The sequence below is a fragment of the Paenibacillus sp. FSL R7-0297 genome (assembly GCF_038009025.1).
Classification (GTDB): domain Bacteria; phylum Bacillota; class Bacilli; order Paenibacillales; family Paenibacillaceae; genus Paenibacillus_AQ.
This window is the reverse complement of the sequence record NZ_JBBPAQ010000001.1, coordinates 1,519,729-1,535,624: the sequence shown is the minus strand read 5'-3', so window position 1 is coordinate 1,535,624 and position 15,896 is coordinate 1,519,729. Positions and strand designations below refer to the sequence as shown.

General features: G+C 53.3%; 13 protein-coding genes. All 13 read right to left on the bottom strand.

All coding sequences use genetic code 11. The annotated features are described in order from the left end of the window. Positions 1-23: 23 nt before the first annotated feature. Positions 24-623 carry a methyltransferase family protein gene (locus MKZ24_RS06690; protein WP_340781783.1) on the bottom strand — a complete coding sequence of 200 codons (600 nt, stop codon included), beginning with the start codon at positions 621-623 and terminating at the stop codon, positions 24-26. Positions 624-818: 195 nt separating this feature from the next. After that, the gene (locus tag MKZ24_RS06685; RefSeq protein ID WP_340781782.1) at positions 819-1,157 is read right to left on the bottom strand and encodes a DUF3243 domain-containing protein; all 339 of its coding nucleotides are present in this window, start codon (positions 1,155-1,157) and stop codon (positions 819-821) included. 935 nt (positions 1,158-2,092) lie between these two features. Continuing rightward, positions 2,093-3,070, bottom strand: coding sequence for a D-alanyl-D-alanine carboxypeptidase family protein (locus tag MKZ24_RS06680; RefSeq protein WP_052416773.1), 978 nt, complete (start codon positions 3,068-3,070; stop codon positions 2,093-2,095). A gap of 274 nt (positions 3,071-3,344) precedes the next feature. Next, a complete protein-coding gene (locus tag MKZ24_RS06675) occupies positions 3,345-5,261 on the bottom strand; it encodes a DEAD/DEAH box helicase (RefSeq protein ID WP_340781781.1) in 1,917 nt (638 codons plus the stop codon). Positions 5,262-5,685: 424 nt separating this feature from the next. Continuing rightward, positions 5,686-7,356, bottom strand: a complete 1,671-nt coding sequence (locus MKZ24_RS06670) for an ABC1 kinase family protein (protein ID WP_042240406.1) — start codon at positions 7,354-7,356, stop codon at positions 5,686-5,688. Then, positions 7,357-7,713 (bottom strand): phasin family protein, encoded by a 357-nt coding sequence (locus MKZ24_RS06665; protein WP_042240409.1) that lies wholly within the window; start codon positions 7,711-7,713, stop codon positions 7,357-7,359. It abuts the gene before it with no gap. A gap of 158 nt (positions 7,714-7,871) precedes the next feature. Further along, positions 7,872-8,504: a ThuA domain-containing protein gene (locus tag MKZ24_RS06660; RefSeq protein WP_042240413.1), complete on the bottom strand. Its 633-nt coding sequence runs from the start codon at positions 8,502-8,504 to the stop codon at positions 7,872-7,874. Between the two features lie 78 nt (positions 8,505-8,582). Further along, complete coding sequence (locus MKZ24_RS06655; RefSeq protein ID WP_042240415.1) at positions 8,583-9,395, bottom strand: uroporphyrinogen-III synthase; 813 nt, start codon at positions 9,393-9,395, stop codon at positions 8,583-8,585. Between the two features lie 91 nt (positions 9,396-9,486). After that, positions 9,487-11,541, bottom strand: a complete 2,055-nt coding sequence (locus MKZ24_RS06650; RefSeq protein WP_340781780.1) for a methyl-accepting chemotaxis protein — start codon at positions 11,539-11,541, stop codon at positions 9,487-9,489. Between the two features lie 203 nt (positions 11,542-11,744). After that, a complete protein-coding gene (locus MKZ24_RS06645; RefSeq protein WP_039305505.1) occupies positions 11,745-12,140 on the bottom strand; it encodes a Fur family transcriptional regulator in 396 nt (131 codons plus the stop codon). A 71-nt stretch (positions 12,141-12,211) separates the two neighbouring features. Next, positions 12,212-13,318 (bottom strand): Ger(x)C family spore germination protein, encoded by a 1,107-nt coding sequence (locus MKZ24_RS06640; protein WP_052416775.1) that lies wholly within the window; start codon positions 13,316-13,318, stop codon positions 12,212-12,214. Next, positions 13,315-14,415 (bottom strand): GerAB/ArcD/ProY family transporter, encoded by a 1,101-nt coding sequence (locus MKZ24_RS06635; RefSeq protein ID WP_042240417.1) that lies wholly within the window; start codon positions 14,413-14,415, stop codon positions 13,315-13,317. Before MKZ24_RS06635 ends, MKZ24_RS06640 begins: the two co-directional genes overlap by 4 nt. After that, positions 14,412-15,779, bottom strand: coding sequence for a spore germination protein (locus tag MKZ24_RS06630; RefSeq protein ID WP_042240419.1), 1,368 nt, complete (start codon positions 15,777-15,779; stop codon positions 14,412-14,414). Before MKZ24_RS06630 ends, MKZ24_RS06635 begins: the two co-directional genes overlap by 4 nt. Positions 15,780-15,896 lie beyond the last annotated feature (117 nt).

Sequence of the window (15,896 nt, the reverse complement as noted above, 5' to 3'; positions counted from 1 at the left end):
TGGGTTGGATTTTGTCTTCGGCTTTAAATATATCTTGGAGTTTTGCGGCAGTAATCATCATATTCCTGTCCGAATACAAGTCTTAGATGTTTCTCTTCCTGCAGTATCAACAGGTGAATAGCTAGAACGTTAAGCACCAGAATGATCAGGGTCAAGAAATTGGGATACATCAAATACAAACCCGAGAACATAAGATCAAAGCCGACAAAAGCAACGTTCCGGCTATATCTATACACCCCCCGGGTGATAAGCTTAGTCGTTGCAGACTTATCTATCCCGACTCTCCATGAGGTACGCATTGATGTCATAGCGAGAATGAACACTGCACATCCTAAACTAACTATACCCACACCGGCGAAGTTAACAACCGGAAGATTATAATGCCGGCCTATAAAATCGACAAAATAAGGTTCAGCTAATGACATAGAGAACCATGTAGCCCCCCAAATGAATGTAGCTATTTTAACTAATCGTTCTGTTAATTTTATTCCGGAGCTTTTCTTGCCTTTGGCCAGCACATTGGCCTTAATGCTGTTCTTTCTGTACAGAATCACAAGCTTTAACACATAAGAAACCAGGAAAATACAGAATACAATCAGGGATAAAATATTAAGAGTACCCATTATAAATTCACTCCCTCAAACATATGAATAGTTGATCATATATTAAATTAATTGTATCCCCTAACCATTTACTTGTCAAAAGCCTTCCGCGCAGATGAAAAGGCGGTCCCGTTACCGTCACGGAACCGCCTAAGCTGAAGCGGGATAGCTGATAAGCCGCTGGTGTTCATCATTTAAGAATATACTGGCTGCCTCTTAATGCTGTACCATCTTCACCAGCATATGCGCCAGCCGGTGGCGCTCTTCTTTGTTTCCGGCCTTCCACAGCTCCAGCAGCAGCTTCTCCTCCCTGTTGCGGGGCTCTTCGTACGCCGCCAGATAATCGGCGATTTTCTCGGCAGCCACAGCCATCTGCTCATCGCTGAGCCCGATTTTCTGCGCTAGGTGGATGCGCTTTCCCAAGTAGCTTTTGAAATCCTCGAAATTGTTCAGGATCATTTCCTTCTGCCCCGGCTCAATCCGGTCCAGCGCATCGTTCACCCGGTGCATCGTCACACTTCCGTCCTTGCTCACCACATGATTATGTTCAGACATACAGAACACCTCCCATTTATTAGTGTGCGGTTTCCCACTAATTAACCAGAGGCCCCGCGGGTGAACCAAACGAAGCCCGCCGAAGGATATAGTAGGATTGATCATCATCCCGTGACACACCGCCTTCCTGCGCAGACTGGAACTTGTCAGTACTCTCCTGGCACGGGCTGCTAGTGACGCGGACTGAGAATCGCTTATTCGGACAGAACGGCCGTATTTACAGATCAAGCGGACTCAGAATCCCTTATATATCCGCAGATCCTCATTTCAGACAAAAACACATATGATAACGGAATCTCAGTCCGCTTCGGCGCCAATATGATGATTAATGGAGAAATAAGCGCTTCTCAGTCCGCTTGCGTCAGGTTCAGCTATTCAACTATATAAACCCCATTTAGCAACAACCTTACAAGAATAAACCGCAATGCAGCAACAACCCTACAACTACCGTTCAGCTGCTGTGTGGGACTGGAGGAATACATCAATTCCATAAGCTTGATTCGTTGCCGGCAGAATGAGACTCTTTAGGAAGCACTGTAGACATTAATGTTGTACGTTCTGCAACTTTGATTCCTTGATAGCAGGGCGTTCGGGCGGATTGTTGTATAAACTACAAGAATAATCCTGATAAACCCCTTGAACACAGTGAAATACTTCCTTTTATACAACATTTTGGACTTGCGCCGATAGGATGAGGGAAATGTTGTATTTTGGGCAGGATTTTGTATAAAGTTACTCTATTTCTGCCCCAGATAGCTGATGATTCGGTGAATTCCAACGACAACTACAGCAACCACGGTAAATACGTAAATATGGCATTACGGCAATAGCAGACGCCCGGAAGTCCAACTATTCAGAGGGTGAAGGATAGAATATAGAATAAAACCACAAAAAGACCCCTTGAACCATGGGGTCGGCTGTACATCGATTTCACATTAATTCGACACCGGAACGGCATCATAATATTCTTCGAGGGTAATCCCTCTCTCCGATACGGACGCGGCAATCTCCTTCCCTACATAACGGACATGCCAAGGCTCATAAATATATCCGGTGATCGCCTGCTTGCCTTCGAGGAACCGTATAATATATCCGTATTCAGCGGCATGATCCGCAAGCCATTCAGCTTCCTTCGTACCGGCAAAGCAGCTTTCGGCCGCACATTTGCCATCACTGCCGGACAGGTCTATCGCCAGACCCGTCTGATGCTCGCTGTGTCCGGGCAACGCACTGTAGGTACGGGCTTTCTCTTCACCATCCCGGGCTACATAGTTATTGAACAGCCTTCTCTGGGTCGCTTCCGAACGGTAGCCGGATACGCCGGCCAGATAAATACCGTCCTTCTTCGCTCCGGCAAACATCTCCTCCAGCGCCGTGGCAGCTTCACGCCGCAGCATCCGCTTCTCGATCTTCTCCGAGAAAATAAAAGGCACATCAGGATAGACCAGATCGGCCGGCTTATATTTGTCAGGCAATCTGTACTGCTTATTAACCATAACCGCGATGCTCTCCGGTTCGGCGGCAACCATCTCTGCGTCACCATTACTGCCCGAATCCGTAGCCGCCGGCTTATCCGTAGGGGCAGGCTTGTCCGTAGGGGCAGGCCTGTCCGTTGGTTCCGGAGCCCCGGCCGCATTATTCTCCCCGCTCGTTGAATCCGCCGGGGCTTCAGTTACAGCCGGCTCTGGCTCAGCCCCTGTATTATTGCCGGAGCCCTGCTCCTGGCTGTCCGGATCTGCGTTTGGCAGTGCTGAAGTCTCCGGCGCCGTACCCGGCCCTGCCCCGAGATCGGTACCTGTATTTATATTCGTTCCGTCTTCCCGGGAAGCGGATGGGCTAGTATACTTCCCGATTCCCCAGCCGACAGCAATGACAACGATGAACATGATGACAATCTTGGTAGTTCTGGACATATGCGGTTTCGTTCCTCCTAAAAATCTGTATTCTTCCCAAAAGCCTAGTCTGGTAAACATGAATGCTAAGCTATGCCAGCTTCCCGTACAGATCTTCTTCTGATGTGAAGCGGAGCTGTTCATGCATTTATTAGACAGGCTGAAGGGCCGAAATGTTTCAGTCCGGGCTGATAAATGTGCAGTAGCCCCTTAAAACAAATATTACCATAGAACAATTAGCCGATACGCTAACCGCCCTATGGTAACAAGTTTCACTTATGAATGTAAAGCGCCTTTATCTGGATGAGCCGCGTCCGCCGCGTGAACCGCCGCCGGAGCCGCCACTGCGTCCGCCGCGCGATGAGGTTCCGCCGCTGCTGCGTCCGCCCGAGCTGAAGCCGCCTTTGCCGCCCTTGGAGCCGCCGCCGGCACTATAACCGCCGCGTGAGCCGCCGCCCTTGGTAGCGGGCGCGCCTGAGCCGCCGCCTTCATTGCTGCGGGCTACATGCGCCCGGAATTTCGGGCTCGACTTCGCTCCGCCCGGGTTGTACCCGGCACCGGAGCCGGCGCCCTTCGAAGCACCATAGCTGAATCCGCCGGCATCCGCGCCTCTGGATACATTGGTGCTGTAGCCGCTGCTCGGGCCGCCGCTTCTGGCACCGCCACCCTTATTGCCGCCGCGTCCGCCTGCGGCATTCGCTCCAGCGGCATAACCCGGAGCCGGGCTGCTGTCGCCGCCGCTGGCGAAGGCGCCGTAGCCGCCGCCCGGTCTTGGCTTCGCCGCGCTCTTGCCGGCGGAGTCGCCGCCCCGCGGAGCCGCAGCCGCGCTGTACGCGCTGCGCTTGCCGCCACCGCCTGCCGCGTCCTTACGGCTGCGGCTTCCGCCTTCCGCAGGCGCACCCCAGCCGCCTGCTTCCTTGCCGCCGCGTCCGCGTCCGCCCGGACGCCCTGCGGCTTCCGCGCGCGGAGCACCGCCGCTGCGGCCCTGCCCGCGGCCGCCGCGTCCAGCGCGCGCCGCTTCAGGCGCTGCGCTCTGCCGCCCGCCGCGCGGCGAGCCGCCGCCTTGCACAGAGGTGAATTCGCCAACGCCGAATTCATCCTTCTCGTACCGGCGGCGGTCCAGCCGCTGGGAAATGCCGTGCTCGATCAGTTCGAGCCCGGCGCGTTCACGCGGCGAAGAGAACGTGATCGCAAGGCCCTTGCCTCCGGCGCGGCCCGTGCGGCCGATCCGGTGAATATAGCTGTCCGCATCCAGCGGAAGATCGTAGTTGAAGATGTGGGTGATGCCTTCCACATCAAGCCCGCGGGCTGCTACATCCGTAGCAACCAGCAGCTGCAGCTTGGCATCGCGGAACCGCTTCATGACGGCTTCGCGTTTGCCCTGGGACAAGTCGCCGTGCAATTCGTCGCAGTCATACCCGGCTGCCTGCAGCGCTTCGTTCAGCTTGATGGCCCGGCGTTTGGTCCGGCAGAAAATAATAGCCAGATACGGACGGTCCCGCTCAATCAGGGCAATAAGCGCTTCTTCCTTATTGCGGTCAGAGCATTCCACCACCTGCTGGCGGATATTGTCCAGCGGAATTGGAGACCCGCTCTTGATAATGATATCGAGCGGTTCTTTCATATAATTCGCAGCCAGCCGTTTGATCGGGTCCGGCATTGTCGCAGAGAACAGCATCGTCTGGCGGCGGTAAGGCACAGCCGTAATGATCGTCTCTACATCCTCCAGGAAGCCCATGTGGAGCATCTGGTCCGCTTCATCCAGCACCAGCATCTTCACGCCGCCAAGGTCCAGCGTCTCCCGGCGCAGGTGATCCAGCAGCCGTCCCGGCGTTCCGATAATCAGATGTCTGCCGCCTTCCAGCTTGCGGAGCTGCTTCTCCACATCCTGTCCGCCATAGACTGCCAGAATCTTCACTCCCGTATGCCGCGCCAGCTTGCGCGCTTCTTCGGTAATCTGCAGTGCGAGTTCACGCGTCGGCGCAAGAATAAGCGCCTGCGGATAAGCCGCCTCTACCCGGATCTTGTCCATAATCGGCAGCAGGAAAGCCAGCGTCTTCCCTGTTCCCGTCTTAGCACGGGCGATAACGTCCAGACCCTCTACGAGCGGCGGGATCGCTTCTTCCTGCACCGGCGTCGGTTTCACGATTCCCTGCCCCTTGAGCAGATCGTTTAGTACTTCAGAAACTCCTAATTCTTTAAAACCCGGCAATTGCTCCACCTCACTATTTTCCCTAAGTTTTCACTTCATAACTTATATTCATCCATTTATCGGAGTAATGTACGCATTCACAAGGCTTGGCCTGCGGCATAAGCCCGTTATCAGGCGGCAACGGCTGCACCGTCCTGCATAGTGTGCTGTGCCAGGACAGCCAGTCCAGTTATCGCTCTCAGGTATCCGTATCAAACAAAAGCGGAAGAACCCCGTTGCCGGAGCCCTTCCGTTCCACTGGCCCGCAAGGCTGCAGTCGAAGTTCGGTTTCTGGGGCAGCAGCGATCCACCGGACATTCAGACGGCACTCCATTTGCGTTCCATTACACTTTAATTTTGGGCAAGTTATCTTAATATATTGTACTTGATTTCGCGCAGCTTGTGTGCATCTGGGGAAGAATAATTATTTCCCGGGCTTATCCCGCTAGAATCTTCCTGATTTGAATATCGAGAACAGCAGCCATACAATCATCAGCATAGCGATGACGGAGCCGATCTCCACGATGGGGAAATCCCAGAGCAGCGAAGGCTCGCCGCGCAGAGAGGAAGCCACAATCAGACCGGCCATAATAATGCTGAAGGCCAGCAGCACGATACTGAAGGAGAGCCGGTTGCCGACCCGGCTGAACTTGTGCTCCAGATTCTGGAGCTCAGGGACCCCAATCTCCACCTTGAGCTTCCCCTTGCTGAGCAGCGCGGAGAGCTGCCGGGCCTGGGCAGGAAGCTCCACCAGACTCTCGGCAAGATCGGCTACTCCGCCGAGCAGCTTGCGCTGAAGCCGGCTTCCGCTGAATCGCTGCTTCACCAGCTGCCTGCCGAACGGCTCGGCCATCTGCACTATGCTGAAGGCCGGATCGAGGCTGGCGACCATGCCCTCCAGCGTCAGCATCGTCTTACCCAGCATCGCGAGATCGGGCGGAATAACCAGCTGGTGCTTGCGGGCAATGCTGAACAGATCATTCAGCGCCTTGCCGATGCTGACCTGCTTGAACGGGATATCATAATACTGCTCCCGCAGCCGGTCCATATCATCGTGCAGTGCCATACGGTCGGCATCCTCCGGAATCACACCCAGCCGCAGAATGGCACGTACCATCGAATCGGTATTCTTGCGCATCAGTGCGATCACGAGCGCGGACAGCCCATCCTTCATTTCCTCGCTCAGCCGCCCGACCATCCCGAAATCAATCAAAGCCAGCTTGCCGTCCTCCAGCACCATGACATTGCCCGGATGCGGATCGGCATGAAAGAAGCCATGGATAAAAATCTGGTTCAGCATCATCTCTACAAGCTGCTGGGCAATAGTCTTGAGCTTGACGCCCTTGTTCAGTAGCTCATCCCGGCGGTTCAGCGTAATTCCGTCCACGTATTCCATCGTCAGCACCCGTGTGGAGCTGAAATCCCAATAGATGGCCGGTATATATACATTATCCTGGGCAGACAGATGCCCGGCTATACGTTCGGCGTTGCGCCCTTCCTGGGCATAATCAAGCTCGGCCATCAGGGCACGGGAGAACTCCTCGACCATCCGGGTTAATCCGTATTGTTTGGCCCAGTCCATCTTCCGCTCAGCCAGGACGCTTAAATCCAGCAGAATTTCAAGATCCCGGCTCATGGTCCGCATGACACCGGGACGCTGAATCTTGACCGCGACACTCTGGCCGCCGTGCAGGACGGCCCGGTGCACCTGACCGATGGAAGCTGCAGCAAGCGGATTGTTCTCGAAGTACTCAAAGACCGCATCCATATGCTGATCGAGTTCCTGCTCGATAATATTGCGGGCCGTCTCCGCCGAGAACGGCGGCACATTGTCCTGCAGCTTAATAAGCTCTTGTATAATTGAATCCGGCAGCAGATCGGAACGTGTACTGGCGAGCTGGCCCAATTTGACAAACGTCGGCCCCAGATCCTCCAGCACCCGGCGGATCCGCTCCCCGAGTGTTACACTTTCGTGAACCTCCTGCGTAATAATCCGGCGCGGAAGGGACAGAAGATGATAAAGGCCCAGTTCCTCCACCATATAGCCGAAGCCATGACGCATAAGCGCCATGGCTATTGCCCGGTACCGGCCGGCATGTCTTATGCGGACTGCCATTTATTCCGTGTGCGTTTCCGGCACGACATCCTCCTGGGTGCGGGGAGCCGTATGGCCCTCCAGCTCGGCCACGCGGCGCTCAAGCACAGCGATGCGCGATTCCAGTCCGGCAATGTCTCCTTGAACAGGCACCTTGAGCTCCCTTAGCACCTTCTGAACCTGCTCATGTACAGCGGATTTGAAGGTACCGCGTTCTTCTTCACCGCGCTCCACCAGCCGGTCAACCAGTGCCTTGGATTCCGATGGCGCAAGCTCGCCCCGCTTGACGAGTTCATCTACGACCTTTTCAACCTTTTCCTTGCTGACAATGGTGAGGCCCACTCCTAAAGAGATTGCTTTCTTGAACAAATCACTCATGGTACTTCCCTCCCAAAGATTCCAGTTATGGTTAGAGTATACCCCTTAGCGGGCCAATTCACAAAATAACCCCACAAAGTGGGGCCAAATCTTCGATGATTACTCAGGTACTTTGCGGGGACACCGAAAATATATACTGTCTTTCATAAAAGTCCGGGTTATCTGGGAATCCGTGCCGCCCAGGTGGCTGCGCGCAGAATCAGCTGGCGGACTGCCGGATGTCGGAACGACGGCTCATGATGGCCGGGCATCAGATAGACAACCCGTCCCTGACCGTAGCTGTGGCACCAGGCCGCAGGCAGCAATTCCCCGTCCGCTTCATATTCAAGCAGAATCTTCTTATCGGTGAAGGGGTCGAACTCGAAACGGTACGGCTCTTCATCGAGCTGGAAATCCTCAATGCCTTCGGTGATATCATGTTCCCGCACCTTGAAATTCAGCGGTGTATAGGGAGGATGTCCGGTGAATCTGCCGCCGATCAGATGTGCCAGCTCATACCGCTTCGCCAGCGAAACACCGGTATGCAGGACAATCAGGCCGCCGCCGCCGCTTACATAACTCAGCAAACCCGCCGTCTGCTGGGGAGATACGGTTTCGTTCCATAATTCGTTATATGCAATGCAGAGATCATATCCTGCCAAATGTTCGCTTAACAGCAGCTTTTTATTCTCCGAGCACTGTACGGTCAGAAGATCATTCAGAATCTCGCTGACCTGCTTGTCTACGCCTTGCAGCGGGTGAAACCTCGGGTGGGTATAATCGCCAAGTAACAGGCATTTTCTCTTATCCATGGGTCTCCTCCTCCTTATTTCTTTATCTTTGTAGTGGAACGTTGCCTATTCCTGTGCCGCCCGGCCGGGTGCTACCGGTTACCGGGAAGCCGCGATATACCGGCCCAGCTCTACGAACATGCTGCCCATCCGTTCATGCTCCGGCATAATGATCCGCTTCACGCCCTCTTCCTTGAGGGCTTCAGAGGTAAGACGGCCGACAGATACAGCCAGCACCTTATCCTCGAATGCCTGAACGAGTTCTTCCAGCCTGCCCTGGTCCCGCGCATACTGCGCCAGGAAACGGAATTGCGGAGCACTTGTGAAGGCTACCGCATTCACCCGGCCTTCTGTAATATCCGCCAGCAGCAGGGCCAACGCTCCTGGCTCCGGCTGCGTGTACCGGTACGGCTGTACCCAGCTGACCTCTGCTCCCGCATGCTCCAACCACTGGACCAGATGCGGGGCGGACTCTCCGTGCAGCTGCAGTCTGACCCGCTTGCCCTGTAAATCCCAATCCTGCAAACCGCGGATCAGCCCTTTGGTGCTGCCGTCATCGTCGCGCACCACGGGCTCCAGCCCCCGCTTCTTCAAGGCATTGACTGTCTTATAGCCGCGCGCAGCAATAGGTGAAGCGGAGAGAACTTCCAGGAAGCGGTCCGCAAGCTCCAGCTTCGCGGCCATCTCGAACAATGCGTCGAGTCCCATTCCGGTCGTCAGAACTGCCAGGTCCGGCGGCTGGTCTGTCCAGGCGGTCAGCCCGTCACGCAGTGCAGCATCATCCAGAAATGACGTCCCCTGGGCGGGACGGTGCAGCGCAGTCCCACCCATATTCTGTATCAGCTTTGCCATTTCTTCCGCCTTGCGCGGACCCGCCAGGGCAATGGTAATGCCCTTCAATTGCTCTGCCATGAATGCTTCTCTCCTTCGTCACCCCATATTATTGCTTATCAGTATACTTGCAAAAGGAGGTAAAAGGGAAGACCGCAGCGCATTTTTAGCTTCAGGAACTCCGCTGGTCTCCGGAACCACCGCTACCTTGCCGGACGGTATCCGCTGCACCCGGAGCCTGATTTCCCGGATATAATTTGAATTTGCCGACCAGCCGCTGCAGTTCATCGGCAAGATGGCTCAGATCTGCCGAGGAAGACGCGATCTCTTCCACTGATGCCAGCTGCTGCTGGGCAGCAGCGGAGATAGTTTCGGTATTGCCTGCCGCCTCCTCGGTGATCCCGCGGATCTCTCCGATGGCCTTCTCCATACTATCCGCTTCTTCCGTCAGCGTATGCACAGCTCCATTCATCGCTTCAATTTTCTCCGCCGCCCCTTTAACCGCCCTGCGGATCCGTGAGAAGGAGCGTCCGGTCGTATCGACCGCCATAATGCCTTCGGATACCCGGTTCTTCGCATACTCCATGGTAGCTGTAGCCTGGATCATCTCCGCATTAATGGAAGTAATCTGTTCGGAGATCATCCTTGCCGACTTCTCTGATTCTTCAGCCAGCTTGCGCACCTCTGAAGCCACAACCGCGAAGCCGCGGCCCTGCTCGCCTGCTCTGGCCGCTTCAATGGAAGCATTCAGGGCCAGCAGGTTGGTCTGCCGCGAGATCCCGGTAATTACACCGACAATCCCCTGGATCTGTCCGGTCCGCTCATTAAGCTTATCAATGACCCCGCCCAGCTCCTCTACCGTTTCATGAATCCCGTTGATCTTATCGACTACGCTGATTACAGATTCATTCCCCTCCGAAGCAGAGAGCGAGGTCTTGTCCATCATCGCCGATACTTGCTCCATAAACCCCGAAATATGCTCTACTTCGCTTGTAGTGGCAGCCGTACTTATCATTCCTTTATTGACACTGTTAACCTGGCGTTCTGTTCCGGCCGCTACCTCCTGAATCGCTATCGTAACATGCTCTATCGCTTTGGTAGTCTGCTCGGCCCCCGCTGTCAGTTCCTCTGCGGATGAGGAGACATTGTCGGTCATCTCCTGTACACCGATAATCATCTGCCGCAGATTGCCGACCATCAGGCGGAAATTCTCAGCCAGCAGGCCAATCTCATCTCTGCGGAAGTCCCCGATATCCTGCGACAGATCGCCCCCGGCGATTAGCTCTGTCGCTCTGCGCAGCCGCACCAGCGGCTTCAGGATCGATGAGACATTGAGGTAGATAAGGACCAGCGCCAGCAGTACAGAAACAGAGATTACAATGAATACCGTCTCCCGGATATCACTCGTCGCACGGGTAATCTCATTCTTGCTGATCGTCCCCCCGATTCTCCAGCCGGTCAGCTCATTCACCATGAAGGTCATCTTCTTGGATGAATCTTTATAGTCATAATCAAAGCTGCCGCTCTCACCTTCGAACATTTGCTTCACGAAATCAAGCGAGGACTCCTCGCCAATAGTCTCAGTCGGGTGAACCAGGAATTTCTTGCTGCTGTCGATAATTAGTATATAGCCTTCTTCGCCTACCTTGATATCTGTCAGATCAGCCAGCGAAGACAGGTTCAGATCCAGACCCACTACCCCGTTCCCGCCTTCGAGCACTGCTGAAATAGCAATGGCCGACTCTTTATTCACGGTCTGAAATACCGGAGAGATCACAATCCCGCTGCCATGCTTAAGGGCATTGATATAAGCGTTCTCCTTGCGCGGGTCATAGCCGTCCGGCAGCTGGATATCGGCCGCACGGATACCCTTGCCTTTACTGGTTCCGGCATAAATATCAAGTACATCGGAATGCAGTTTGGCATACTCCTTAAGTCTGGCCTCCAGTACAGGCGCGGCCGCCCCCGCCGCTTCATTGTTAATAGAGTCCGCCGTGAGCTGTGCAGCAAAGTAGTTAATATCAGCAATTTTGGATTGAATGTTTGCATCGATAATCTCGTTAACCGCCACTACACTTTCCGTGGCATTTTGGGTGAGCTGCTCCCCGACTTCACTGCTGGCAGATTGATAGGTCAGCCAGCCTATAATGATGCTAGGTACAAGCAAAACAAGCAAATATGTAAGAATTAGCTTCGTGCGGATGGTCAGACGCGCCTTTTTATTCATATGATGGGCTCACACTCTCTTTCTTTATGGGTCTTAAGCACGATAAATCTGCAGACTCAATATATAATTAAATATCGCCGCTGGAAATCCTCTTTTCTTCAAGAATTCATTATTATTCTCATATGTTGCTTAATAATTTTCATAGATACACAGCAAAAAACCGTTTTTATGAAAACGGTCTTTTGTTATATTTATTCTTTTCACTAGTGCGAATTCTTATTCCGGCAGGCTGGACATACGCCTCCAAATACAACATGTGTATGGGTGATTGAATACCCCGTATCCTCCGCTACCGTGTCGATCCACGCCTGCGGAACCTGACTCATCACTTCATCCACGGCACCGCAGATTTCACAGATAATATGCTGATGGTCGTCCAGACGGGCATCATATCTGCTGGCTGCCTCTCCGAGCTTCAGTTCACGGATCATTTGTTTATCCGAAAGATACCGCAATGAATTATAGACGGTCCCATAGGCCAGGTTATGCCCCTGCTCTACAAGCCGGTTCATTACCTCGGCAGCAGTAGGATGGTCATGGGAATTACGGACGATATCATACACGGCCTGACGTTGAGAGGTTAAGTTCAGCGTTCTCATCTTTATCATCCTCTAACTTGTTTTTAGATCAAGTATAAGTCCTGATGCTGGAAGCGTCAATGCACGGGACACTATTTGATCATTCCCGAGTATTTCACTTCCACGTCGGCTTTCACCTCGAATTTCAGACGGGGATACAGGCTCTCCCATACCGCCATTTCCGTGTCATTATTCCAGTGCCGTGCCCCGTAATGCAGCCCCCAGCCCAAGGGATCCATTCCGCTGTCCCGGATTTTCAGGAGCAATGCAGTAACAGCCTGGCTAAGCTCCGTCCCTCCGGCGGCGGCAATCTTCTGCAGCATATGATGAGTGATCATCTGCACCGTACTGTTCTCTTCCAGGATCGCACGGATTTTAATTTGGTAGCGAATGGCCGGTTCCCCATCCTGCCTCGTCACAATCCGGTAGCTGGAAGAACTGCTCTCCGTATAGTACTGATACATTCCGTCGCCTAAACGGGCGGGAAAGTTCGTGCGCAGATTGGAACGGGACAGCAGATTGAACAGCCGGGTCTCATCAGGTGAGAGGACAAGCTTGATCTTACTCTTATCCAGCAGAGCAATCTTGTCGATCAGGAACTGCTCCTTCCCCTGTGCCTCGATAATCGGCAGTATGGGATCTATACCCTTCTCATAAATACTCCGCATCAGCTGATAGGAGTATACACTCGAGATAAAAGGCGACTCTGTGCCTTGTCCGCTCATAGCCAGAATCAGCGAGTTGGACGGAATACGCTCAGAGGGCGGCTTGACCTGCAGCACTTCAAGCGCTCCCGGCTTTCCTACCGCAAAATTAAGAATCGACTGGATATCTCTGCGCCTCATCGCCCAGTCTGTCACATGCCGGATATCTTTGGCGGCGATTTGCTCGCCCAGAATCAGCGTCTTGCAGTGGACATAGTCCAGCTCCTTCTCTACTTTGGACTTCATTCTCCGCAGCGCTTCAGAGATGCTCTCTGATTCTTCAGTGACGATCAGCATCTTCTCATCAATCTTGGTAACATCCCCTTGAGGGATAGCCAGCTTCAGGCTTACCTTGAACGTCCCCTCCTCCTTACCGGGGTCTATCCCGATGGCTACTACAAATATTCTCCGGTCAATATCTTTGAAATTGCAGCCTGTCAATACCATACACACCAGCAGCAGGAGAAGGATGACTCTGCCACGCATGCTTCTCATGCTCTCCGCCCCCTCACAACCCAGTAGCACCAGAACAGCAATCCAACCATCAGCAGCTCTCCGTACCAGCGGATATGCAGCAGGAATACACCAAGCATATTAAGGTTGTATTGATCCAGACGCAAGAGGGCAACCGCTCCTGCAGCAAACAGGCTCAGGATAACAATTTCCTGCCAGAGCTTTGTCTTAGGCTTCCCGGATGTGGAGGGAAGCAGGCTAAGGAACAGCTCTTTGCCGACATGCCACTGGATAATGGCACTGACCAGCGATAAGGTACTGTAGGCGAAATAGAAGATATACAGCATGCGTTCGATCAAAAAAGCTTCAACACGGATACTGTCCGCCGTCGTGAACCAGGTATACACATGCCGCTCGATACCGATTGTCCCATGATACCCTATAGGCACGAAAAAAGTGACCAGCAGCATCAGGAAACCTTCCAGACTGAGGATCCATATATGCTTAAGCTTCAGCCCATGAAATACCCGGTTGAATACCGCCATATTAATGTAGCCGCTGAACGTAAAGGTCGCTGCTGCCAGGCTGTTCATATCCGGAGCATGCAAGGAATGGGTCATTACCTGGAGCACAGCGTCCCAGCTGAAATCCGGATTAATCACTGCCTTGACCATCGTATACAGGATTAAGGGCAAGGTGATGGCAAGCGTAACCTCCAGTCCATAGAGAAGTGACAGTGAATCTATCCGGGAACACAGGCAGACGAGCGCCAGGAACCCAAACATTACCGCATAAGGACCTGTATCCGGACTGATAAACCGCAGTGTAATATCCACGAAGGACAGCAGGATAAGCGCCCCCGCCATATACCAGAGCACCGCATATACCAAAATCAGCGGAGAAGCCAGCAGCTTTGGCAACGCAGATCCGAAGATTTCCGGCAGTCCCTGCCCAGGAAATTTATTAATGACTTTGGTGAACAGGTAGATGAATAAAGTGCCCACAGCCACTGCAACGAGAATGGAGGACTGTGCACCGTCGAAGCGGGCATCGATCAGCTCCCGGGGGGTGAAATTAACGATATTGATCAGGGTATTCATGAGAAAAAGGCAATAGAAATAGCGGCTCTTGGCCCTCATTGTCTACCGCCTTTCTTCCTCAATGCAGTTCCCAGCGTATCGAGAAAAAACAACTTGAAATACGGCTGGCCGAAGCTGCGCTGGCTGCATAAATACATGGTAAAGCCTACGAGGCAGACGACAACACCAACGAGTCCCAGCACCGCTGCCGCCATGACAAAGAAATATTTCAGGACGCGGATGGAGAAGCTCATCATATTGAGGGGAATCAGGAAATTCGATATCGCCACTACGGATACGAGAATAATCATAATATTGCCGATCAGCCCTGCTGCAGTGGCGGCTTGTCCCAGAATCAGACCTCCAACCGTTGTGGCCGTCGGGCCAATGGCTCTGGGCAGCCGCAAACTCGCTTCCGTCAGAAATTCCATCATGATCATCATAAGAATGACTTCGACAAAAGAAGGATACGGCACAGTAGCCCGGCTCCCCCCGATTAAGAGGGCAATCTGCACACGAACAATCTCTGGATTGTAGGAGGTAAAGGCAATATACAGGGCCGGCAGCCACAGCGTCATGGCCACACCGAGAATACGCAGCATTTTTAAGAAACGCCCTACAAAAGGCAGTTGAATCTTGTCATCCATGGCCGTGAAGAAATCATTGAAGATCGAAGGAAGCACAATCGCATACCCTGTGGTATCCAGCAGCACCGCTACTTTGCCTTCAGCTAAATTGAATACCACCCGGTCGGGCCGCTCTGTAACAATCGTTTTGGGAAAAATGCGCAGCTTATCGCTGCTGATATATTTCTCCAGCTCACCGGCAGCCTGCAGAACATCCAGCTTCAGCGTGTCCAGCTTCTCTTTTAATTCGGCCAGAACATCGTGATTCACTCTGCTTTCGTCATAGAGTATAGCCACTTTGGTCTTGGACACGTTGCCGATAATGGTGAATTCCATCTTCAGTTCGGAAGACTGATAACGCCGCCGGATCAGGTTCAGACTAACCGCCAGACTCTCACTGAGCGCATCGGAAGGTCCCTGGCTGATACTCTCCGTAATAGTCTCCTTGACACTGCTGACCTCAATCTTGAGCGCATCGAAGAAGCAGAGCTTGCCAGAGCTGCCTATACAGGCATAACCGCTTAGCAGAAGATCCAGCGCGCGCGTCCCCTCCGTAACTTCCTCACTCCCGGGATAGTCCGCGATGTAATTATAGTACGCTGACGGATTGCCCATCTCGTAGAACGGCTTCACGATATTCCGGCTGACCGTCAGTCCATCCGTAATACTCTTGATATACAGCAGGCTGACCTCTCCCGAGGGAACAGCCATGATATTGTCCTCAAGGTCACCGAAACCGCTCAGCTGTCCCCTGATCCATTCCAGGGTCACTCCCTGCTTATGCACTTGTCCTGACATGGATCATTCTCCCTCCAGGCCCGAATTGCCGGGAACTTCCCCTTATTTTGGCACTGTCGCCCTCATTTCATACACCCGCTGCCGGATCGAGGCGTTTCTTTTGCCGGGAGTGTGGTA

Excerpts from the sequence above, each read along its gene's own strand:
- MKZ24_RS06690 (WP_340781783.1), bottom strand. The coding sequence starts at position 623 with ATGGGTACTCTTAATATTTTATCCCTGATTGTATTCTGTATTTTCCTG.
- MKZ24_RS06685 (WP_340781782.1), bottom strand. The coding sequence starts at position 1,157 with ATGTCTGAACATAATCATGTGGTGAGCAAGGACGGAAGTGTGACGATG.
- MKZ24_RS06680 (WP_052416773.1), bottom strand. The coding sequence starts at position 3,070 with ATGTCCAGAACTACCAAGATTGTCATCATGTTCATCGTTGTCATTGCT.
- MKZ24_RS06670 (WP_042240406.1), bottom strand. The coding sequence starts at position 7,356 with ATGGCAGTCCGCATAAGACATGCCGGCCGGTACCGGGCAATAGCCATG.
- MKZ24_RS06665 (WP_042240409.1), bottom strand. The coding sequence starts at position 7,713 with ATGAGTGATTTGTTCAAGAAAGCAATCTCTTTAGGAGTGGGCCTCACC.
- MKZ24_RS06660 (WP_042240413.1), bottom strand. The coding sequence starts at position 8,504 with ATGGATAAGAGAAAATGCCTGTTACTTGGCGATTATACCCACCCGAGG.
- MKZ24_RS06655 (WP_042240415.1), bottom strand. The coding sequence starts at position 9,395 with ATGGCAGAGCAATTGAAGGGCATTACCATTGCCCTGGCGGGTCCGCGC.
- MKZ24_RS06650 (WP_340781780.1), bottom strand. The coding sequence starts at position 11,541 with ATGAATAAAAAGGCGCGTCTGACCATCCGCACGAAGCTAATTCTTACA.
- MKZ24_RS06645 (WP_039305505.1), bottom strand. The coding sequence starts at position 12,140 with ATGAGAACGCTGAACTTAACCTCTCAACGTCAGGCCGTGTATGATATC.
- MKZ24_RS06640 (WP_052416775.1), bottom strand. The coding sequence starts at position 13,318 with ATGAGAAGCATGCGTGGCAGAGTCATCCTTCTCCTGCTGCTGGTGTGT.
- MKZ24_RS06635 (WP_042240417.1), bottom strand. The coding sequence starts at position 14,415 with ATGAGGGCCAAGAGCCGCTATTTCTATTGCCTTTTTCTCATGAATACC.
- MKZ24_RS06630 (WP_042240419.1), bottom strand. The coding sequence starts at position 15,779 with ATGTCAGGACAAGTGCATAAGCAGGGAGTGACCCTGGAATGGATCAGG.